General features: G+C 34.7%; 20 protein-coding genes. 7 read left to right on the top strand and 13 right to left on the bottom strand.

Annotated features, from left to right (window positions below; genetic code table 11):
- Positions 1–158 precede the first annotated feature (158 nt).
- Positions 159–971, top strand: a complete 813-nt coding sequence (locus tag LDP15_RS09570) for an MBL fold metallo-hydrolase (protein ID WP_003131583.1) — start codon at positions 159–161, stop codon at positions 969–971.
- Positions 972–1,016: 45 nt separating this feature from the next.
- Here the strand turns inward: LDP15_RS09570 and groL are convergent, their stop codons facing one another.
- The 7 genes from groL to LDP15_RS09535 form a co-directional block, all read right to left on the bottom strand.
- Positions 1,017–2,645, bottom strand: a complete 1,629-nt coding sequence (gene groL / locus LDP15_RS09565; protein ID WP_015425845.1) for a chaperonin GroEL — start codon at positions 2,643–2,645, stop codon at positions 1,017–1,019.
- A gap of 87 nt (positions 2,646–2,732) precedes the next feature.
- On the bottom strand, positions 2,733–3,017 hold the full coding sequence (gene groES / locus LDP15_RS09560; RefSeq protein WP_003131589.1) for a co-chaperone GroES: 285 nt from the start codon (positions 3,015–3,017) through the stop codon (positions 2,733–2,735).
- A gap of 119 nt (positions 3,018–3,136) precedes the next feature.
- Complete coding sequence (locus tag LDP15_RS09555; protein WP_015425843.1) at positions 3,137–3,526, bottom strand: single-stranded DNA-binding protein; 390 nt, start codon at positions 3,524–3,526, stop codon at positions 3,137–3,139.
- An 88-nt stretch (positions 3,527–3,614) separates the two neighbouring features.
- The gene (gene nox / locus LDP15_RS09550; RefSeq protein WP_015425842.1) at positions 3,615–4,955 is read right to left on the bottom strand and encodes a H2O-forming NADH oxidase; all 1,341 of its coding nucleotides are present in this window, start codon (positions 4,953–4,955) and stop codon (positions 3,615–3,617) included.
- 161 nt (positions 4,956–5,116) lie between these two features.
- Positions 5,117–5,743 carry a YtpR family tRNA-binding protein gene (gene ytpR / locus LDP15_RS09545; protein WP_015425841.1) on the bottom strand — a complete coding sequence of 209 codons (627 nt, stop codon included), beginning with the start codon at positions 5,741–5,743 and terminating at the stop codon, positions 5,117–5,119.
- A gap of 85 nt (positions 5,744–5,828) precedes the next feature.
- Positions 5,829–6,146: a thioredoxin family protein gene (locus LDP15_RS09540; RefSeq protein WP_015425840.1), complete on the bottom strand. Its 318-nt coding sequence runs from the start codon at positions 6,144–6,146 to the stop codon at positions 5,829–5,831.
- 41 nt (positions 6,147–6,187) lie between these two features.
- Positions 6,188–6,472 carry a hypothetical protein gene (locus LDP15_RS09535; protein ID WP_012897223.1) on the bottom strand — a complete coding sequence of 95 codons (285 nt, stop codon included), beginning with the start codon at positions 6,470–6,472 and terminating at the stop codon, positions 6,188–6,190.
- 102 nt (positions 6,473–6,574) lie between these two features.
- On the opposite strand from LDP15_RS09535, the gene pepA reads away from it, so the two are divergent.
- On the top strand, positions 6,575–7,642 hold the full coding sequence (gene pepA / locus LDP15_RS09530; protein ID WP_015425839.1) for a glutamyl aminopeptidase: 1,068 nt from the start codon (positions 6,575–6,577) through the stop codon (positions 7,640–7,642).
- A gap of 57 nt (positions 7,643–7,699) precedes the next feature.
- Here pepA and LDP15_RS09525 read toward each other — a convergent pair whose 3' ends face one another.
- On the bottom strand, positions 7,700–10,105 hold the full coding sequence (locus LDP15_RS09525) for a transglycosylase domain-containing protein (RefSeq protein ID WP_015425838.1): 2,406 nt from the start codon (positions 10,103–10,105) through the stop codon (positions 7,700–7,702).
- 144 nt (positions 10,106–10,249) lie between these two features.
- On the opposite strand from LDP15_RS09525, the gene tyrS reads away from it, so the two are divergent.
- The 3 genes from tyrS (at position 10,250) to LDP15_RS09510 (ending at position 14,235) form a co-directional block, all read left to right on the top strand.
- Positions 10,250–11,509, top strand: coding sequence for a tyrosine--tRNA ligase (gene tyrS / locus LDP15_RS09520; protein WP_029344840.1), 1,260 nt, complete (start codon positions 10,250–10,252; stop codon positions 11,507–11,509).
- 123 nt (positions 11,510–11,632) lie between these two features.
- Positions 11,633–12,103, top strand: a complete 471-nt coding sequence (locus tag LDP15_RS09515; RefSeq protein WP_042230071.1) for a hypothetical protein — start codon at positions 11,633–11,635, stop codon at positions 12,101–12,103.
- An 89-nt stretch (positions 12,104–12,192) separates the two neighbouring features.
- Positions 12,193–14,235, top strand: coding sequence for a sodium:proton antiporter (locus tag LDP15_RS09510; protein ID WP_225513390.1), 2,043 nt, complete (start codon positions 12,193–12,195; stop codon positions 14,233–14,235).
- Between the two features lie 35 nt (positions 14,236–14,270).
- Here LDP15_RS09510 and LDP15_RS09505 read toward each other — a convergent pair whose 3' ends face one another.
- From LDP15_RS09505 to LDP15_RS09485, 5 genes are all read right to left on the bottom strand, one after another.
- Entirely contained in the window at positions 14,271–14,705 is a 435-nt protein-coding gene (locus LDP15_RS09505; protein WP_015425834.1) for an OsmC family protein, read from the bottom strand.
- A gap of 95 nt (positions 14,706–14,800) precedes the next feature.
- Entirely contained in the window at positions 14,801–15,406 is a 606-nt protein-coding gene (locus tag LDP15_RS09500; protein ID WP_015425833.1) for an FMN-dependent NADH-azoreductase, read from the bottom strand.
- 145 nt (positions 15,407–15,551) lie between these two features.
- Complete coding sequence (locus LDP15_RS09495; RefSeq protein ID WP_015425832.1) at positions 15,552–16,970, bottom strand: MFS transporter; 1,419 nt, start codon at positions 16,968–16,970, stop codon at positions 15,552–15,554.
- Between the two features lie 213 nt (positions 16,971–17,183).
- A complete protein-coding gene (gene thiI / locus LDP15_RS09490) occupies positions 17,184–18,404 on the bottom strand; it encodes a tRNA uracil 4-sulfurtransferase ThiI (RefSeq protein ID WP_015425831.1) in 1,221 nt (406 codons plus the stop codon).
- Positions 18,405–18,671: 267 nt separating this feature from the next.
- Positions 18,672–19,646: a TDT family transporter gene (locus LDP15_RS09485; protein WP_015425830.1), complete on the bottom strand. Its 975-nt coding sequence runs from the start codon at positions 19,644–19,646 to the stop codon at positions 18,672–18,674.
- Positions 19,647–19,800: 154 nt separating this feature from the next.
- On the opposite strand from LDP15_RS09485, the gene LDP15_RS09480 reads away from it, so the two are divergent.
- Complete coding sequence (locus LDP15_RS09480; RefSeq protein WP_015425829.1) at positions 19,801–20,622, top strand: LysR family transcriptional regulator; 822 nt, start codon at positions 19,801–19,803, stop codon at positions 20,620–20,622.
- 294 nt (positions 20,623–20,916) lie between these two features.
- The gene (locus LDP15_RS09475; protein WP_015425828.1) at positions 20,917–21,861 is read left to right on the top strand and encodes an L-lactate dehydrogenase; all 945 of its coding nucleotides are present in this window, start codon (positions 20,917–20,919) and stop codon (positions 21,859–21,861) included.
- The last annotated feature ends 104 nt before the right edge of the window (positions 21,862–21,965 follow it).

Raw genomic sequence — 21,965 nt, 5'->3', positions numbered from 1 at the left:
AAGAGTCCATACATATTTGTGGACTCTTTTTTATGAATAAACCTAGACTTTTACCACAAAAAACTCTCTTAAGCTAATGAATTTCCTGATAAATTTATTTTCAAATAAAATATAAAAGCTCATGGCAATCCCACTATTTTTCTGCTACAATAGACTGTATGACTGAACAAAATGGCTTTAAATATTCCATTTTAGCCTCTGGTTCAACAGGAAATTCTTTTTACTTAGAAACTCCAAAGAAAAAAATTCTTGTTGATGCCGGACTATCTGGAAAAAAAATAGAAAGTTTACTATCAGAAATTGACCGTGACATTCATGATATTGATGCTTTATTAATTACCCATGAACATAGTGACCATATCAAAGGGATTGGTGTTTTGGCAAGAAAATATGGTATTGACCTTTACGCAAATGAAGATACTTGGTCTGAACTAGATAGTAAAAATGCTTTAGGAAAAATCCCTGTTGAACAAAAACATCTGTTTGAAATGGGAAAAACAATGACTTTTGGTGATATTGATATTGAATCTTTCGGCGTGAGTCACGATGCTATCGCACCACAGTTTTATCGTTTCATGAAAGATAACAAAAGTTTTGTTATGCTAACTGATACAGGTTATGTATCCGATAGAATGCGTGGAACCATTGAAAATGCAGATGCTTATCTTATGGAATCAAACCATGACATTGAGATACTCCGCATGGGAGCCTATCCTTGGCGGACAAAGCAACGTATCCTAAGTGACCAAGGCCACTTATCTAATGAGGACGGCGCTGAGGCTGCTTTTAGTATTCATGGCAATAAGACAAAACGAATTTTTCTAGGGCACTTGAGTTTAAATAATAATATCAAAGAACTTGCTCATCTTACTATGGATGGTTACTTACAGCAACATGATGTCGATACTAAAAAGGACTTGAAGATCCTTGATACTAGTCACGAACATGCTAGTCAACTTTACGATATTTAGTTACTCATCAGCAAATAAAAAAAGAACCCTAAGGGTTCTTTTTTATTACATCATACCACCCATTCCCATGCTAGGGTCCATTGGAGGCATAGCTGGAGCAGCTGGTTCTGGCTTATTAGCAACTACTGCTTCAGTAGTCAAAATTAAACCAGCAACAGAAGCCGCGTTTTGCAGAGCTGAACGAGTTACTTTCGCAGGGTCAACAATTCCTTCTTCAATCATATTAACCCATTGACCAGTTGCAGCATTGAATCCTGTACCTACTTTTTCTGAACGAAGTTTATCAATGATAACTGAACCTTCATATCCTGCATTGGCAGCAATTTGACGAACTGGTTCTTCAAGAGCACGGCGAACAATGTTAATTCCTGTTTGAATATCTCCTTCTTCTGAAAGTTTATCCAAAGCAGCAATAGCATTAACAAGTGCTGTACCACCACCAGAAACAATACCTTCCTCAACGGCTGCACGTGTTGCATTAAGTGCATCCTCAATCAAGAGTTTCATTGCTTTGAGCTCTGTTTCAGTTGCAGCACCAACTTTAACAACTGCAACACCACCAGCTAATTTTGCAAGACGTTCTTGTAATTTTTCACGGTCAAAATCAGAAGTTGTTTTTTCAATTTGCGCTTTAATAATAGCTACACGATCAGAAATAGCATCAGCAGAACCAGCACCTTCAACAATTGTTGTGTGGTCTTTATCCACAGTTGCTTTAGCTGCTTGTCCTAAAGCTTCAAGAGTAGCATCTTTAAGATCAAGACCAAGTTCTTCAGTAATTACTGTACCACCTGTCAAGATAGCCAAATCTTCCAATTGAGCTTTACGACGATCACCAAATCCTGGTGCTTTTACAGCTACAACATTGAAGACACCTTTAATCTTATTAAGAACAAGCGTTGGCAATGCTTCTCCATCAACATCATCAGCTACAATAAGAAGTGGACGATTTGTTTTCAAGATTTGTTCAAGGAGAGGTAAAATTTCTTGAATGTTTGAGATTTTTTTGTCGGTAATAAGAATATAAGGATTATCTAACTCAGCAACCATTTTTTCTGTATTAGAAACCATATATTGACTCAAATATCCACGGTCAAATTGCATTCCTTCAACAACATCGAGTTCAGTTTGCATCCCTTTTGATTCTTCAATGGTGATAACTCCGTCAGAACCTACACGTTCCATTGCATCAGAAATATACTCACCCACTTTTTCACTACGTGATGAAACGGTAGCTACTTGCGCAATTGCTGATTTATCGTGGACAGGAATTGCCATCTCTTTAATTGACGCAACAGCTGTCTCAGCAGCAAGCTCAATTCCTCGGCGAATACCAACTGGATTTGCACCTGCGGTAACATTTTTTAAACCTTCACGAACAATAGCTTGTGTCAAAACTGTCGCTGTTGTTGTACCGTCACCTGCGATATCATTTGTTTTTGAAGCAACTTCTGAAACAAGTTTAGCTCCCATATTTTCAAAATGATCTTCAAGTTCAATCTCTTTGGCAATCGTTACACCATCGTTTGTAATTAAAGGTGATCCATATGATTTTTCAAGAACAACATTGCGACCTTTTGGTCCAAGGGTTGTTTTTACTGTATCAGCAAGAATATCAATCCCACGCATCATCGCTGTTCTAGCATCACTTGAAAATTTAATATCTTTTGACATTTTAGCTCCTTTTTAAGAATATATTTTTAATTTTATAGATTTTAAGATAGACAAAAGACAACCAAAAAAATGATTGCTTTTATAATTTTACTCTACAATTGCAAGAAGGTCTGAATCTTTGAGAATCAAGAATTCTTCACCATCCATTTTTACGGTCGTTCCAGCAAATTTTTCAAAAATTACTGTGTCCCCTACTTTTACGAGTGGAGAAATCAGTGTTCCATGATGATTTGTTTTCCCTTCACCGACGGCAACAACTTCAGCTGTTTGAGGTTTTTCTTGGGAAGCGCTTGTTAACACAATTCCACCCATTGATTTTTCCTCTTCTTCTTTTACACGTAAAACTACGCGATTCTCTAAAGGTTTCAACATTATATTTTCCTCCATTTTTTATTTTTTAGCACTCTTATTAAACGAGTGCTAACATATTCTTATTTTATCTCAATGGTCAGATTTAGTCAAGAGAAAACATTTAGATTTTATGAAATAAATTAGAAGGGGAGTTCTTCCGCATCAAGTAAGGTTTCTTCAACCTTTACAGCGCTTTCCCGTAAAGCGATTGTTGCCCTACTTTCAAGTAAATCATAACTCAGTCCTAAGATTTCTGTGACATAATGTTTTTGATTTTGCTTATCCGTATAATTTCTAGTTCTAATTTCTCCTTCAATTGAAATAAGACTTCCTTTTTTTGCGTAAGAAACCAAAGTTTCTGCAGATTTTCCCCAAATAATAATTGAAATAAAATCTGCCTCGCGTTCTCCTTTTTCATTTTTGAAACGGCGATTGACTGCTAAGGTCACACGGACATATGATTTATCATTTGTTGTTTTTGAAATTTCTGGCGCACTGGTTAAGCGTCCAATTAACATGGTTTTATTCATAATAAAATCCTCCTAACTTTTTATACGAAAAGTTAGAGCATTTGTCACAAAAAAAATAAAAATCTATCAATTGATAGATTTTTATGGTTTATTTTGCATTTAAAGCTGCAACGGTCATGTAATTATATGGACTATTGAAGTGTGGTAAGAAGAATAAATCAAGTAAGGCTAATTCATCAATCGTTTTCTTTTCTTGAATAGCTAAACTAAACATATTAATATTTCCTGCAATTATTTCACTCTTGCTAGCAAGTTGAGCACCAATAATTCTGCGACTATTTGTTTCATAAACGATACGAATTTTCACACTATCATTATTTTCATGAAGGAACCATGCTTTTTGCTTATCTTCAAAATCACTAAATGAAACTTCTAGGCTGATTTTTTTCGCAGCTTTAACCGACAAGCCCGTAGAAGTCATATTGTAACCAAAAATAGAGATTCCATTAGAACCTTGTACACCAACAGATTCTATTGATTTTCCTCCAATATTATGACCAGCAACAATCCCTGAACGAACAGCGTTTGAGGCAAGGGCAATGTAGGTGAAGTCTTGTAAAGCATTAGAATAGATTGTCGCAACATCTCCTACGGCGTAGACATCTGGGTCACTACTTTGTTGATGTTTATCCACTTTGATTGCTCCATTTTTAAAGGTTTCTAAATGTTCACCAGCCAGTGCACTATTGGCTGTAAATCCAATACAATTAATAACGAGGTCAACATCATAAGTTGATTTATTAGTTACAATCTGTGATACATGACCTTTTTCATTTGCCTTAAACTCTTGAGCTAATTCCCCAAAATGGAGTTCAATTCCATGTTGGGCAAGATTTTCATCCATCCCTTTAGCAAACTCTTCATCATAATATGAAGCAAGTGAAGTACTTTCTGCATCAAAAAGTAGGACTTCTTTTCCACGACGTTTGGCAGCTTCAGCAATTTCTGTCCCAATATAACCAGCACCAATCACAGCAATCCGTTTCACATCATTCTTAGCAAACTCTTCGTCAATGGCTTGCCCTTCTTGAAAAAGTTTTAAAAAATGAATGCCTTTAAGATCTTTTCCTGGCAAGTTAGGAATAATTGGACGTGAACCTGTTGCCAGAACGAGTTTATCATAACTTTCTGTAATCTTTTCTCCAGTTTTTGACTTGGCATAAATCATTTTATTAGTAAAGTCAATTTCTGAAACTTCTGTTTCTGTTAATATCTTTACTCCCTTTTTTTCAAAATCTTCTGCTTTGGCATAAAACAGCTCATCTGGTTTTTCAATTTGTCTTCCGACCCAAATAGCTGTTCCACACCCCAAGTAACTCATATTACTGTTACGGTCAATCATAACAATCTCATGGCCTGGATATTGATCAATTAATGTATTTGCTGTAGCGATACCTGCGTGGTTCGTACCGATAACTACGATTTTCATGCTAATAATTCTCCTTTAAATGTAAAATTCTTTTTACATTATTCAGTTTAGCATAAGTCATTCTATTTTCTTTTGTAAGCGCTTGTGAACTTTGTGAAAAAATTATTTTATTTTTTTAGATAAAAAAACTGCCAAAATAAACTATTTTGACAGTTTTATTATTATGCTTGCCACATTGTTTCTGAATCAAAAGCTTTACCAGCAGATAAATCTGATGATAATTCAATGATTCCACGAACCTCAGGAGCATTAGGTAATTCAAGTTCACGAGCTGAACAAAGCATTCCGTAAGATTGAACACCTCGAAGGGCTCCTGGGAAAATCAATGAGCCATTAGGCATCATAGCACCAGGTAAAGCAGCAACTGTTTTTAAACCAAGGGCTGCGTTTGGAGCACCACAAACAATTTGTACTGGGTCGGCAAAACCAACATTAACTTTACAGATATGTAAATGGTCTGAATCTGGATGATCTTCCATTTCAACAATTTCAGCGACAACAAATTTGGGTTGTGCATCGTGAACAAGAACATCGCTAAATCCTGATTTCCCAAGCTCTTTGTTCAACGTTTCAATATCATCAGATGATAAGTTGACTTGACCATCTCCTGATAAATTACCCAATAGAGATTTCGCTTCAAAAATATTCCAAGCAACCGTCGCTCCAGTTTCTTCAATAAAAACACGAGCTACTTTTCCCTTACGTTCGAAGTTTACTTTTTCTCCCTTATCATTTGCAGTGATAAGCATTAAAACGTCACCGACATTTGTGTTGTATGTTGCAATCATTTTCTTATTTTTCCCTTTTAATTTCTTAACATTGATTATTATAGAATATAATTCTTAATATATCAATGCTTGTCCTGCGATGATACTATTTCGCACTCGCTAAGAAAGTATTGACTTCTTCTTTTGTTTTACGTAATTTATTTACTAAACGAGCTTTTTCTTTACCATCCTCAATCACGACAAAACTTGGAATTCCCATAATTCCCCATTCAATCGCAAGATCGATATATTCATCACGGTCTACTTCAACAAATTTAAAGTCTGGATTTTCTACTTCAATTTCTGGCATTTTTGGCTTAATAAAATTACAATCTCCGCACCAACCAGCCGTGAAAAAGAAGACTGTCTTTTCCGGTCCTTTTACAAGTTCGGCTAAATTTTCAATATTTTCTGGAATAATCATTCTACATTCTCCTTTTATTTCTAAATGAATACTAAGCTTTCTTACAGAATTTCTTCATTTTTTTCAAAGACTTCTAAAGTTTTAGCATTGATTTCAAAAGTGATTGCCTTATTTTCACTGACAAGTCCTCCCTCAAAAAGAGCACCCGTAGTTGGCTCCTCAAAAATCCAAAAAGCGTCTATTTTTCTTGTTGAAAAATGTTGTCGAGCTCTGTCAGTAAGTTCATGAATCACTTCTTCTTCCATAGTTTTATAGCCATGATAGGCAACGTGAGCAACTGTTGCACCCGCAATAATTCCCAAACCAAACTTTAGTATTTTTTTCATATGGAAATTTTAACATATTTATTGGTATAATTATAGTGTAAATCATCAAAATTTTTGCTGACAAATCTGTCAGTAAATTTTTCAGTATTCCGGAGGAGAAAAATGGAACTATTCGATAAAGTAAAAGCACTGACAGAAATTCAAGCGACTTCTGGTTTTGAGGGACCTGTTCGTGACTATTTAAAAACACGCATGATTGATCTTGGTTATCAACCAGAATTTGATGGTCTTGGTGGTATATTTGTCACTAAAACTTCAAAAGTAGCAAATGCCCCACGTATTATGATTGCAGCCCACATGGATGAAGTTGGGTTTATGGTCAGCTCAATCAAAGCTGACGGAACATTCCGGGTCGTTCCACTTGGCGGTTGGAATCCTTTAGTTGTCTCTGGACAACGTTTTATATTATTCACACGTACAGGTAAAAAAATTCCTGTCGTAACTGGTGGGCTTCCTCCACATCTTCTTCGTGGAACCGGTGTCACTCCTCAAATTCCAGCCATTTCTGATATTGTCTTTGATGGAGCTTTTGAGAATGCTGCAGAAGCTACAGAATTCGGAATCGCTCAAGGTGATGTAATCATTCCAGAAACTGAAACAATTCTCTCTGCTAATGGTAAAAATATTATTTCTAAAGCTTGGGACAATCGTTACGGTTGTTTAATGATTCTTGAACTTCTTGAATTTTTAGCTGACAAAGAATTACCTGCTACATTGATTATCGGAGCCAATGTTCAAGAAGAAGTTGGCCTTCGTGGAGCCAAAGTTTCTACAACTATGTTCAAGCCTGATTTGTTCTTTGCTGTTGATTGTTCACCTGCTAGCGATACGTTTGGTGATGACAACGGTCGTCTTGGAGAAGGAACAACGCTTCGTTTCTTTGACCCAGGTCATATTATGCTCCCTGGAATGAAAAATTTCTTGCTTGAAACTGCTGATAAGGCTAAAGTTAAAACCCAAGTTTATATGGCTAAAGGTGGAACTGATGCAGGTGCTGCCCACTTAGCTAATAATGGAGTCCCTTCAACAACGATTGGTGTTGTTGCTCGTTATATTCACAGTCATCAAACAATTTTCAATATTGATGATTTCAATCAAGCACAAACTTTCTTGAGAAATATCGTAACATCACTTAGTACTGAAAAAGTAGCTGAAATTAAAAACTATTAAATTTAAAAAACAAAAGAAAAAATCACTAGGAAACCTATCCTAGTGATTTTTTGTATTTTATTGACCAAAGTTATAATTAGGCAATATCTTTTTCCAACCAGCAGCTATATCACTTGCCGAACCACCAATAGAAAAATCATATGTGGTTGTAGGAGCACCAGACTTTGTAGCCCAGAAGCTTGTCGTAGTGTCTCCACCGAGATTAACCTCTTGTGTCTTACCATTTGATAATTTAACATTAACTTTTCCTGGTTTTTCACCCGTAGAAACTAATACTTTACTCTTAGTCACATTTGGATCACTATTAGGGTCAGTAAATTTTTGACCAGGTCCGAAAATATTTGGATCGGCAGCATTAATTGCATTCACCAAATTAGCTGTAAATTTTGCGTTATTAATAAAACCTGAATTCTGAGACATTGCAGAATTGTCATCGTGACCAGCCCAACTACCAAGTGTCACTGAAGGTGTCGAAAGCATCATCCAAACGTCTGTATAATTATCAGTTGTTCCTGTTTTACCAGCCCATTGAACATTAGTTGCAAGAGAAGAATTAAGGCTTTGTAGCTCACCATAAAACTTACTTGTTTTTTGAGATTTGATAGCATCTTGAAGCATATATTCCATAATGGTAGATGTTGCTTCAGAATATACTTGAGTCCCCCCAGTAGTTTGATGTTGATAAATTACATTTCCTGTATCATCTTTGATACTATCAACAATATACCATGGTTCATATTTTCCACCATTGGCTAAAGTTTGATAACCATTCGTATGTTGAACTACCGTTGGATCAATTCCTCCTCCAAGAGGAAGTGACTCTACAGAATAATCTGCAACATCATATCCCATCTTCGTCATGTAAGGTTCAACAGATTTTCCTTTATTCAAAATCGTTTGGTAGGTCCAATAAGCAGGAATATTATAAGAAACATTCAAGGCTTCTGAAAATGGCATCATCTCCGTTCCCATATTGCCGACGTGTTCGATGTCTTGCCCACTCGAATATTTTGCGGGATAGTTAGATAGAACACTTGCTGAACCCATCAAGCCCATGTCAATTGCCGGTCCATAAGCTAGTATTGGTTTGATTGAAGAACCAGGTGAACGTTTAGTATCAAAGGCATGGTTTACTTGGCTTTGTGAAAAATCCAAACCGCCAATAAAGCCATAAACAGCCCCTGTTTTATTATCCATTAATACATTACCAGTTTGAATAAGACCCGTACCGTCTTGCATCAAGCCACTGTAATTGGTTACAGCGTTTTGCATTGCATCATATACTTGTTGATTAATAGTTGTAGTTACTGTATAACCACCGTTTTGCAATGACTGTTCAGCTAATTCTCGATAACGTTGTTTAGTACTATCATTTCCTAAATCAGTTGCCGAAACTTTATCTCGCTTAATCAAATAATTATAGATATCAGTAATTGCTTCATTATAAACAACATTATATAAATAACCATGTTCTTGTGATTGAGCTACTCCTGGTTGTAAAAATTCTGTTGAAATATCATAAGCTTTGTATTTCTTGTAATCAGCTTCTGAAATATAGCCCCCACGATAAAGATAAAACAAGACTTCTTTTTGACGCTCGAGACCGTAACTCATGTTTTCTTTTGACTTTAGAGAACCATCAGCCGCATAAGGAGAATAGACGATAGGGCTTTGTGGCAACCCAGCAATAAAAGCAGCCTCAGGTATTGTTAAATCCTTAGCAGATTTTCCAAATATACCAAGAGCGGCTTCTTGAATCCCTGCAATATTTTGTCCTTTATTGTTTCGCCCAAAAGGTGAGACATTTAAATAATCAGTCAAAATTTGGTCTTTACTCAAGTAGCTATTAAGTTTAAGAGCATAGACAATTTCACTAGCTTTACGTTGGAAGGTAACACTATCTCCTAAAACTTGTTGTTTAATTAACTGTTGGGTAAGGGTTGAACCACCAGAACTTGTGCCACCACCTACTGAACCAAGAATTCCACGAACAACTGCCTTAGGAACCACGCCCTTATTCGTTTTAAAGCTATCATCTTCTGTTGCAATTAAAGCATTTTTGACATTAGGAGAAATCTCGTCACTTTTGACAGTAACACGCACCAAATCACTAGAGATATCCGAAATTGGTTGACCATTACTATAATTAATGACAGAAACGCCATGAATATCATTAATTTTTGCAAGCATTTCCGTTTTATCTGGTGTCTTCGTTTGCTCAACCAATCGAGCAAAATAGCCTACACCTGTCGCCGCACCAAAGACACCCGCTAAAGCAAAAATTATTCCAAAAATTACAATTAGTCCGCGGACCACCTTAAAAGTGATTGACCAACCCGATTTTTCATCATTATCTTTAGGATTTTTGGACAGAGGCTTACTTTGTTTCCGCCGCTTATTTTCCATTTTTTCTTTTAAACGCGCACGTGCTTCTTCTTGCGAGTCAATTGAGGATTTTTTCATGCCTTTATTATATCAAATTTAAAATAATTTTTCGCCACTTTCAGAATTTTTTTTATTAATTTGTTATAATGTAAAACAGTGCTGTTAATTTTTTTACTTTTTATCCAAAGTGGACAGCTCAATCATTATAGAAAGGATTTTTTTATGAACATTTTTGACGAACTTAAAGCACGTGGTTTGGTTTTCCAAACAACGGACGAAGCTGCGCTTTCTAAAGCGCTGACGGAGGACATGGTTTCCTATTATGTAGGATATGACCCTACCGCTGATTCCCTTCATTTAGGTAATCTTGTACTAATTTTGACAATGAAACGTCTACAAATGGCTGGACATAAACCTTATGCGCTTGTTGGTGGTGCAACTGGTTTGATTGGTGATCCTTCTTTCAAAGATTCAGAACGTTCACTCCAAACAAAAGACACTGTAACAAAATGGTCTGGAAAAATCCGTAGTCAGCTTGAGCGTTTCCTGGATTTTGAAAATGGTGAAAATAAGGCAGAAATGACCAATAACTACAACTGGTTTGAAAATCTGACTTTTATTGATTTCCTCAGAGATGTGGGTAAACATTTCACCGTTAACTACATGATTTCTAAAGACTCTGTAAAATCACGGATGGAAAGTGGAATTTCTTATACAGAATTTGCTTACCAAATTATGCAAGGTTATGATTTCTACGAATTGAACCAATTGCACAATGTTACTTTACAACTTGGTGGTTCTGATCAATGGGGAAATATGACTGCTGGAACAGAGCTTTTACGTCGTAAAGCTAACAAGCAAGGTCATGTTATTACTATTCCATTAATTACAGATTCAACTGGTAAAAAATTCGGTAAATCAGAAGGAAATGCAATTTGGCTTGATGCTGATAAAACATCTCCTTATGAAATGTACCAATTTTGGCTTAATGTTGATGATGCAGATGCTGTAAAAATGTTGAAAATTTTCACCTTCCTTTCATTAGAAGAGATTGCTGAAATTGAAGAACAATTTGAAGCAGCTCGTCATGAGCGTTTGGCCCAAAAAGTTTTGGCTCGTGAAGTTGTCAGCTTAGTTCACGGAAAAGCAGCTTATGAACAAGCAGTTAAAACATCAGAAATCTTATTTGGCGGTGGAGATTTGCGTCAATTAGATGCTAAATCAATCTTAACTGGTCTTAAAGCAGCTCCACAACATCAAGTTACTGATGATGAAGATTTAACTTTAGTTGAACTTTTAATCTCTGCTGGAATAGCTCCTTCAAAAAGACAAGCTCGTGAAGATATTACAAATGGTGCGATTTATATCAATGGTGAACGTGTTCAAGCACTTGATTATGTTCTTACAGATTCAGATAAAATTGAAAATCGTTTAACTGTCATTCGTCGTGGGAAAAAGAAAAACTTCGTTTTGACTTATTAATAAAACAAAAATTCTGTTCTAAATGGGACAGAATTTTTTATTAAAAAAATTTGAGCATTGCTCTTTCTTTTAGGCCACAATATGTTATAATAACTGTACTGAATATGTTTTTAGGTGATCAAAATGATAGATAAAAAATTTGAAGATAAGTTAAATAAATTGCGTGAGATGTACATCAATAAACGTCCTGAAGAATCTGAAAAACTTGATGATAGTAAGAAATTTGAAGCTTTCATGGCCCTTTCGGATGAAGAAAAAGAAGAAAAGCTCAACGCTAAACTTGAACTACTTACTGATAAGCTTGTTACCCTTGATGAAAAATTAGGGGATTTGTTGGCTAAAAATGCAAGTGCCGATGATATTTCTGAGCTTAAATATTATATTGATGCAGTTAAAAATAAAAAATTAATTCTTGAACAAAAACTTGAATTAATTAAAAATGGTGAGTTTGATGCTGCTCGTAAAGAACGTGTAAAACGTCAACTCACTGATTTGGAACTCAAACGTTGTAAAGCGCTTTTAGGTAAAAAAGACTGCTCAAAAATCAATGAAAAAATTGCTTTAAAGAAAAAAGCAATTAATCGTTTGAGATAAATTAGTAGATTAGGTACGGTAGAGCTAGCTTTGATAGCTCTACTTTGTACTTTTTGGCGCTCATTAATCAATTACACAGAAAGGACTCTATGCTCCATATTATTTTTTATGTCATTGTTTTCCTTTTGGTATTAGTTTTTTCAAATGTCCTTAACAAAGTTTTCCCAAAACTTGCCCTCCCTCTTATTCAAGTGGTTTTAGGACTTATTTTGGGCTTTTTTGGTGCTGACGAGGTTTTACATGTCGCACCTGAATATTTCTTAGGATTTATTATTGCTCCTCTTCTTTTTAGAGAGAGCGAGGAAGCTGATGTCAAACACATTTTAAAACATAGTAAAATTATTTTAGTTTTAATTTTCCCTCTTGTCTTTATTACAACCCTTGGATTGGGTTTGATTTCTAATTGGATTTATATGGGATTACCTTTAGCCGCTTGTTTTGCTTTGGGAGCAAGTCTCGCTCCTACTGATGCTGTAGCTGTTGGAGCTTTATCAAAAAATTTCTCTTTCCCTCGTCGGGTTATGAGTGTTTTGCAAGGTGAAGGTTTGCTCAATGATGCTTCCGGAATTATTTCTTTTCAGATTGCTTTAGTTGCTTTAGTTACCGGTTATTTCTCTTTCCCAGATGCAACAATGAAATTGGTTATTTCAGCACTTGGTGGAGCTGCTATTGGTTTTACTTTAATTTACATCAAAGGACTTGTCTTAAGACTTCTGGAAGATGTTGACGCACGGGATGTTTCTGGTTATCTTCTTTTAGAGCTGGTTGTCCCTCTTGCTGCCTTTCTCATTTCCGAAGAATTACATGTTTCTGGAATCATTGCTGCAGTTGTTGCTGGAGTCATGTCAGCAAACGGTCTTAAGAGAACTACTTTATTTGATGCTCAAGTTGAAAAACTCAAGAGTACAATTTGGGATACTTTAACATTTATTTTAAATTCCTTTGTCTTTCTTTTCTTAGGAATTGAACTTTATCAACTTGTAGTTCCACTTTTAGTTGATCCTGTTTATTCATCAGCACTTTTAATTGTTCTTGCTCTTGCCTTGACTGCTGGATTATTTGCACTCAGATTTGTTGTCATTGCTTTTTATTATTGGCTTCGCTCCCTTAAACAAAAACAACCATTTTCTGCTTATTGGAACGATGTATTTCTCCTCACTTTTGCTGGTTCTAAAGGAACAGTAAGTATCGCAACGATTCTTTTGGTTCCACGAACTGTAGATGTTCAACCCGTTCTCGTCTTTCTAGCCGCTGCGGTAACTGGCTTAAGTTTCTTAGTTGGAATGTTCATTCTTCCTTTCTTTGCGGTTAAAAAAGTTTCTAAAGTTAATAATATCTCTAAAATTGCGATTTTATCTGAAGTAGTTGATGAATTACATCACGATATGAAATCGGCTAAAAACCCTCAGGGTTATGATATCGCTATTGATGCTTATCAGGAACGAATTCAACAATTAATCATTGAACAAGAGTCAACAGATATGGCGATTGATTACAATGATTTGCAACTTTTGATTATCCGAATTGAATCTGAAGGTCTTGAAGTTGCCTTGCGTGAAAATAAAATTTCAATGTATACTTACCGAACTTATCAACGATATATTCGCTCATTAGAAACAAGTATTGTCCATTCACTGGTTTCTAGTATCCAATTTGTTTATGTTATTGCCTTACGTGCTTTTCATTTACTTACCTCTCGTGTCTTACATGTTGACTTTTATTTCAAGAAAACAAAGGCGGCAATGGAAACAACACGAGATGAAATTACTGAACTTTATTTCAATAATACCGAACTTATCTTGCAAGCTCTTGATAATTTAAATGGTGTCTTTGATGAGCAACTATTGAATTTCTTACAATCAGAACGTTTAAGAACATCTGAAATTGTCGCAACTGGTGGTCATATTTCACGGATGATGAATAAGGCTCAGCCTAACAACATTACCGAAATGATGCGGGCCTATTATTTGGAACGTAAAGTCATTTTTGAACATGAACTCTCTGGAGCAATTACTGCTCGAGAAGCTAAAGATATGCGTCTTAATGTTAACATTCTTGAAGATTATTCACTTGCAAGTAATCATCATACATTACTTTTTGACTTCTTAGAACGTCGGAAAAATAAAAATTAAAATAAAAAGTTACTGACAGACCTGTCAGTAACTTTTTATTTTTCAATTCTAATAATCGTTTCTAACTCAATATTTCCTTGAATCGCTCTTGAAATCATGCAAGAACTTTCTGCCCGTTTGGCAAGTTTAATTGCTTTCACTTCATCGGACTCTTTTGTCAATTTCATAGCGACATGATAAGTTATTTTTTCATAAGTAAAGATTCCTTTTGTCACATCAACTACTCCTTTAGCATCTACTTTCAGATGTTCCAGGAGAATATCATTTCGCTCAAGCATGGCAGCTAATGTAATCGAATAACAAGTACTGGCTGCTCCGAGTAGCATTTCATCAGGATTAGTTCCGACTCCTGGACCATCCATAGTTTTAGGAATTGAAATTTTTTCATTCAGTGCCCCAGCCTGTAAGTCACCGATGGAATTTCTTCCCCCTAACCAATCAATATGTGAATTAAAAAGATGTTTTACCATTTTTTATCCTTTCAATTTACTGACAGAAAAAATATGACTCTCCTAATTTCTGTCAGTAAATTCAATAAAAAGTCTGTTCAATGACAGACTTTTCTTTAGAATGTTTGAGCTTCTAACTCTACCTTATTAATGAATTCAGCAAGAAGTTCTTCTGTTTTTTCTGGATCATAAGCATGTCCTTCAACGGCAATTTGTCTAAAATCGCTACCGATAAAATTGAAGATTGCTGACATGTAAATTGTTGCTGGATCTTGTGCTCCATAAACTCCACCATTAGCTTGTAAGTGCAAGACTTTTTTGCCATTTGCTAAACCAACAGGACCTTCGGCTGTATATTTGAATGTTTTACCGGCAACATTGACTGTATCAACCCAAGATTTAAGTTCAGCAGGAATCATCAAGTTATACATTGGATTAGCAATGACTACTTTATCAGCTGACAAAAATTGTTCTGTAAAACCAGCAAAACGAGCCAATTTATCTTTTTGTGAAGCTGTAAGTTCAGCATTTTCACCTGCGAACATTGCACTGACCAATTCAGTATTCAAAGTTGGAATATCAGCACTGAAAACATCTAGTTCTTCAATTTCATCTTCTGGATGAGCAGCTTTATAGGCTTTGACGAACGCATCAAGACCTTTGAGTGAAAGTGAATAATCAGCAGTAAGTGGGTGACCTTTTACAACAAGAAGTTTAGACATATTTTGTTCCTTTATAGAAATTATTTTTGTGTTATAAAAATTATTATAGCAAACTTTTCTAAATTATCAATATATTTAGTACGTGAAAATTTACACATGTAAACATTTTACTGACAGAAATTCTGTCAGTAAAAAAAACAATCATTTAGATTGTTTTTATTTTACTTTTACGTCCCAACAAACGGAATAAGCCAAGAACCCAAGTCACTAAAACAAGAAATGTTGAAAAATAGAAGGCCACGTGGAAACCGTGTAAAAAGACATCTGGTTGATTGTGCAAATAAGTTGTTACCTTATAACCCAACTGATTAGACATCGCTGTGAATAAAATCAATGTTGCTAAAGATGTCCCTAAAACAAAAGCCATATTACGGGCAAGAGAATTAACTGACCCAGCAATTCCTAAATACTTACGGTCAACAGTTTCCATAATCAAAGCATTGTTCGGACTTTGGAAAATCCCCATAGACATTCCTTGAATCAAAAGAATAACAACAACTAGCCATGGAGCAGAATGCGGATTTATCAGTAAATAGCCGAGCTGTGACAAAACAATCCCTGAAATTCCTACAAAAGTAACAATTTCTTTATCCATTTTATCTGCTGCCGAACCTGCTAAAGGGCTAGCAATCAGCATAGCAACAGGATAAGCCATCATAATCATCCCTGCCAAGCCTGGCCCATAATTTCTAAAATCTTGTAAGTAGAATGGTAACAAAATACTTGAGAACATCGCTACTGTAAAATTAAAGAGAGCCATAATAATACTCATTGAAAATAATTTTGATTTAAAAATTCCTAAATCAAGCAAAGGCTGAGCGACCTTTTTCTCTGTTAAAATAAATATTCCAAAGAGAATAAAGCCAAGCAATGCACCAATAATAATTAATGGATTGGTCCAACCCAAAGCTTGCCCAAAATTAAGAGCTAAGAAAAGTAAAACAATAACAGAAGTCATTAATGTTCCACCTTTAAAATCAATATCCGACCATTTTCCACTGGTTTTTTCTTTTGGCAAAGCATGATTTCCAAAAATCCATGCTAAAATTCCGATAGGGACATTTATCCAAAAGATATAATTCCATGAAGCAACCTGTAAAATCAGTCCTCCAAGGGCAGGTCCAGCGATTGAGCCAACCGATACAAACATCGCTGAAATGGAAAGTGCTCTTGCTCGACTTTCAGGTGGGAAAATTTCTGAAATAATTCCAAAACCGGTTGCCATAAACATTGACGCCCCAATAGCCTGAATCACCCGTGCAAAAAGAAGAAAACCTAAGCCCCAACCAAAATTTAACCCAGCAAGTGCCGAGCCTAAAATAAAAATCCCCCAACCAATGCGGGCAATTCGTGATTTACCTATTAAATCGCCTAAACGGCCAAAAATCAGTACAATCGCTGAAATTACAATTAAATAGATTGTCACCACCCAAGTGATTTGAGAAGTAGAGACATGAAGCTCCTTTGACATTGTTGGTAGAGCAATATTAACAATTGAACCATCCAATGTTGACATAAATGTAAATATCCCTAAGGCAATTAAAGCCTTTATTCTGTCTGACATAAAATCCTTTCCTATAAATTGAGTATCATCTTCTTTAAATAAAATTCCTAATAAGTCTTGCTATACTGATGAACTCAATTAATTTTTTCTAAGTTTATAAATAACGTTGGTAATTATATCCTTGTTTCCAATCTTTGTCAAGTTTAGACTATCAATCGTAGTTTCCTAATCAAATGAAAATGCTACTCATAATATTATAAGTAGCATTTTTTATTATAAGAAATCAGCAAACTCTTCTTCTTCAGTTTGGTCCCAGTTTTCACCAGTAATTGTTGTGAGCATAATTCCTTTGACCGCACGGTCAACCATCCCCTCAACATCCATTCTCTTTTCATATTGAATACAATTTTCAAGTTTTGGATTTGTTTTTGGAGAAGGTGGTGCAAAGACAGTACAACAATCTTCAAATGGTAGAATTGATAAATTAAAAGTATCGATTTTTTCAGCTATTTCAATAATTTCATTTTTATCCATTGTTACTACTGGTCGAATAACTGGAGTATTAGTTACTTCATTAATGGCAGACATTGAGCCAAGCGTTTGGCTAGCAACTTGTCCCAAAGATTCTCCATTAATAATCACTTTTCCACCACGTTCTTCACGAACCCGATCAACCACGCGCATCATAAAACGGCGTGTAATTGTCATCAAATATGCTTGTGGAGCCTTGGCTTTTATTTCTTCTTGAATCTCGGTAAATGGTACTTCAATAAAGGTAATTGAACCTCCAAAAACGGTTAATTTAGCCGCTAAGTCTTTGGCTTTCTTCAAAGCTCCTGGTGAAGTGTAAGGAGGGCTAGCAAAGTGAACAGCCTCAATCTCAACTCCGCGTTTCAACGCTAAATAACCTGCAACTGGCGAATCAATTCCACCTGAGAGCATTAGATGTCCACGTCCTGCTGTTCCGACTGGCATTCCTCCAGCACCTTTTATATCTTCAAAACTAAGATAAGTCGCATCTTGTCTGATTTCAACGCGCAATGTGATATCAGGCTTTTTCATTTGTACTTTTGCGTAAGAGAAATTATCAAAAACAACATCTCCTAAAGCAATATTTAATTCTGTTGAATCTAGTTCAAAGTTATGGTCAGCTCGTCTGGCAGCAATTTTAAAGGTCTGCCCTTCGCGATAAATCTCCTTAAAAAGTGCCACAACTTCTTCTTTGATAACGGGCATTGATTTTTCAACTTTGATTGAAGGTGAAAAATTTTGGATTCCAAAAACTTTTGTTAAACGATTTGAAACTTCAGCATAATCTGCTCCATTAAGTTCAATGTGTGCTCTATCTCTTACTGCTGTAATTTTTAATTCAGGCATATCTGCAAGGACTTCGCGGATATTTTTTGCCAAACGATTGATAAAGTAACCACGATTTTTTCCTTTGGTTGAAAGTTCACCATAACGAACCATGATTTCATCATATAATACAGTCATTTTTATTCTCCTATATTCTTTTGCATACTTTTAATCATTAAAAATGAATGATTTAAGTCAAAAAACCAGTCAAATCTTCTTTATTTAAAGAAAAAAAGCACGCAGCGTTCTAATTATAACACAATGTATCCTTTTTTTTATAGGCTTTTTTAAAATTATTGTCTCATTTTCTAAGGCTCTATTGAGCTTAATATACTCCATTTTAAAAGCAAAATAAAAAGCCACTAGATTATTGACCTAGTGGTAATTTTTATCAATGATTTATTTTTATATACTTTCAGGGGAATATTTTTCAGACATAATCTGAATTAATTTTGATCCTAAAAAAATACAGTATCTGATGAGCACATAAGTAACGATTGCAATTGCTATAAGGATTTCCATATTCGCTAATAATTCTAAATTCAGGAACTGAAAAACGCTGAGTTTACTTGTTAAATTTACCGCAGTTGCAGAAATAACGAGAGGAAATGTAAAGGCAGCATAACTAGGATAAAAGGCACTTCTCAAAAGTTTTGTCAGCAAGCCTAAAGTTATAAAATAGATAGCTTGCGATAAAATAAATAAAAAGATAACGAATATTTTAGATTTTGCTTCTACAACAGTGAGGTATCCTACTAAACCAAGTGAACCTGGTGCTGTGATAATTGTAATCAAAGGAAGTAAAGATTTGTGCATTTTTCGTAAAATGAAAACTCTATGCATAACAATAGGAAGAAGAATAAAGTAAAAGAGTAATGTTATCCAAACCACAACTTTACCCACTTCAAGACCGAAATCTGGTGATGTTGCCGATATTACCCCAATGCCTACAAAAGTAATAAACCAGCTTGGATAAACATCATGTATTTTTAATTCTTTTGGTAGCACATGAAGATAAATAAAATACATCATTAAGATAAGATGCAAAATTAAAGCAGTCCACCAAATAACATTCGCAAGAGGACTAAAGCCGGACAAACGTTTTAAAAATACGCTTAGTACCATTAAAGACATCGTAAAAGTTGGTGAAACAGAGGCTACAATTGGGTCATTCAAAGTCGAAATTGTATGTTTCATTGCCAGTACTATCTTGAGCAAAATTAAAAACATCAGGAATAAACCTAACATATCGTAAAAATTTCCTAAAATAAGGTAACCTTTACTGTAAAGGAGATTCCCTAAGGATATTAAACCCAAAATTAAGCCACATATCGGGAGGGGAATTTGTTTTAAAAATGATATGAATTTTGAATACATCATAAACTTCTCTTTCTATATTTTTTATTAATTCGTCTTAAATAATTGATTCTATTAATAATATATAATAGTTGAATTAATTTGTAAAATAAATTATTATAATCATATAAATTAAAAAAAATAATTTTTTATTTTTGTATTTTAGGGAGAAAATCACATGTTTTCATTATTTGAGACCTTTATCGTCGTTTATGAAACTAAAAGTTTTACCTTAGCTGGAAAATATTTATTTATTTCCCAACCCACTGTAACCGTGAGAATCAAGAAACTCGAAGAAGAGTTAAAATCAACATTATTTTTAAGAGGAAAACACCAAGAAATCATTCCGACTGAAGCCGCCATATTATTCTATCCCAAGGCTATTGCCTATCTAAAAAAATGGGAGGAAGACCAAGCAGAGGTACAAAAAAAATCTCTTGCAAAACATCCTTTCAAAATTGGGGTTTCACACAGTGCTGCTCTAAGTATTATGCCAAGAATCTTTAAAGTATTTGAAGACGAGTTGGAACATTTAGATGTAGAAATTAATATGTATGACTCAGAAAAAGTATTTGAATTAGTTGCAAATCATGATTTACATTTTGGAATCATTGAGCGATTACTCATTAGCGATCAAACCGAAACATTTCCTTTATTTTTAGATGAATTAGTACTTGCCGGAAATACGGATTCAGAAACATTCTTTACCAGAGAATCTGGTTCAGGAATTGGATATTATATCAAAAGATATCTCAAATCCGCTCCTTCTGCTCAAAGAAATATTGTTCGTATGAATAGCAATGAGATGATTATTTCCCATATCAAAGCAGGCTTAGGTTCTTCTTTAATTTCTAAATCATTTTTAACTGATGATATCCCTTATCAAGAACTTGGGAGTAATTATCATAGAGAGTTTCTAGGAGTTTCTTTTGATGAAGAAAAAGACCCTATGATTCAAAAATTAATTAGTAAAATAAAAAAAGAAACCGAAATTCATTAGAATTAATAAAAATAGAAAAACATGAGCAAACTGCTTTTGTTTTTTTATTATTTTTATTAATAATAATGATAAAATAAATTCATTTTACACATTATAAAAATAGAGATAAAATAATTATAGATTTTATAAAAAACATCAGAAAAAGGGGTTGAAGGAGGAGATAAAATTGGCTTTTATCATCATTAGTTTTGTAATTTCTATCATTTTAATTTTATGTACTATGATTAGTTATCTTTGGCTTTTTAACAGATAGGCTTTATAAAAATATATATAAAAATTGAAAAGGAGCTAAAAATGAAAATTACAAGCAGAAAAGTAGTCGTTATAGGAACAGGTTTTGTTGGAACAAGTATTGCTTATTCAATGATTAATCAAGGACTTGTTAATGAGTTGGTTTTGATAGATGTTAATCAGGATAAAGCTGAGGGTGAAGCCTTAGATTTATTAGATGGCGTTTCTTGGGGGCAAGAAAATGTTATTGTGAGAGCTGGAGATTACAAGGATTGTAAAAATGCTGATATTGTGGTCGTTACGGCTGGTGTGAATCAAAAACCAGGTCAATCACGTTTAGATTTGGTTAATACAAATGCTAAAATTATGCGCTCAATCGTGACTCAGGTTATGGATTCAGGTTTTGATGGTATTTTTGTAATTGCTTCAAACCCTGTGGATATTCTTACCTATGTCGCTTGGGAAACTTCTGGTCTTGATCAATCTCGAATTGTCGGAACTGGTACAACCTTGGATACTACTCGTTTTAGAAAAGAGTTGGCCACAAAGCTAGAAATTGATCCACGGAGTGTTCATGGATATATTATTGGCGAACATGGCGATTCTGAAGTTGCGGTTTGGTCACACACTACGGTAGGTGGAAAACCTATTCTTGAATTTATTGTTAAAAATAAAAAAATAGGGGTTGAAGATTTGTCTAATTTGTCAAATAAGGTAAAAAATGCTGCCTATGAGATTATTGATAAAAAACAGGCTACTTATTACGGCATTGGAATGAGTACAGCTAGAATTGTCAAAGCCATCTTAAATAATGAACAAGCAATTCTACCAGTTTCTGCCTATTTACGTGGTGAATATGGTCAAGAAGGTGTCTTTACCGGTGTTCCATCTATTGTAAATCAAAATGGTGTTAGAGAAGTCATTGAACTAAATATTGATGCTTATGAAAAGAAACAATTTGAAAAATCTGTCAGTCAACTTAAAGAGGTAATAAAATCTATTAAGTAATCTATCCAAACCTTACAAACATAAAGGAAAATAAAATGCTTGCTCTACTCTTTTTAGTCATTGCTTCACTTTGGGGATTAATCTGGTTTAACATTAATGAGTCC

This window comes from Lactococcus sp. SK2-659 (assembly GCF_020218185.2).
Classification (GTDB): Bacteria; Bacillota; Bacilli; order Lactobacillales; family Streptococcaceae; genus Lactococcus; species Lactococcus lactis.
This window is presented reverse-complemented; position numbering and strand designations above follow the sequence as displayed.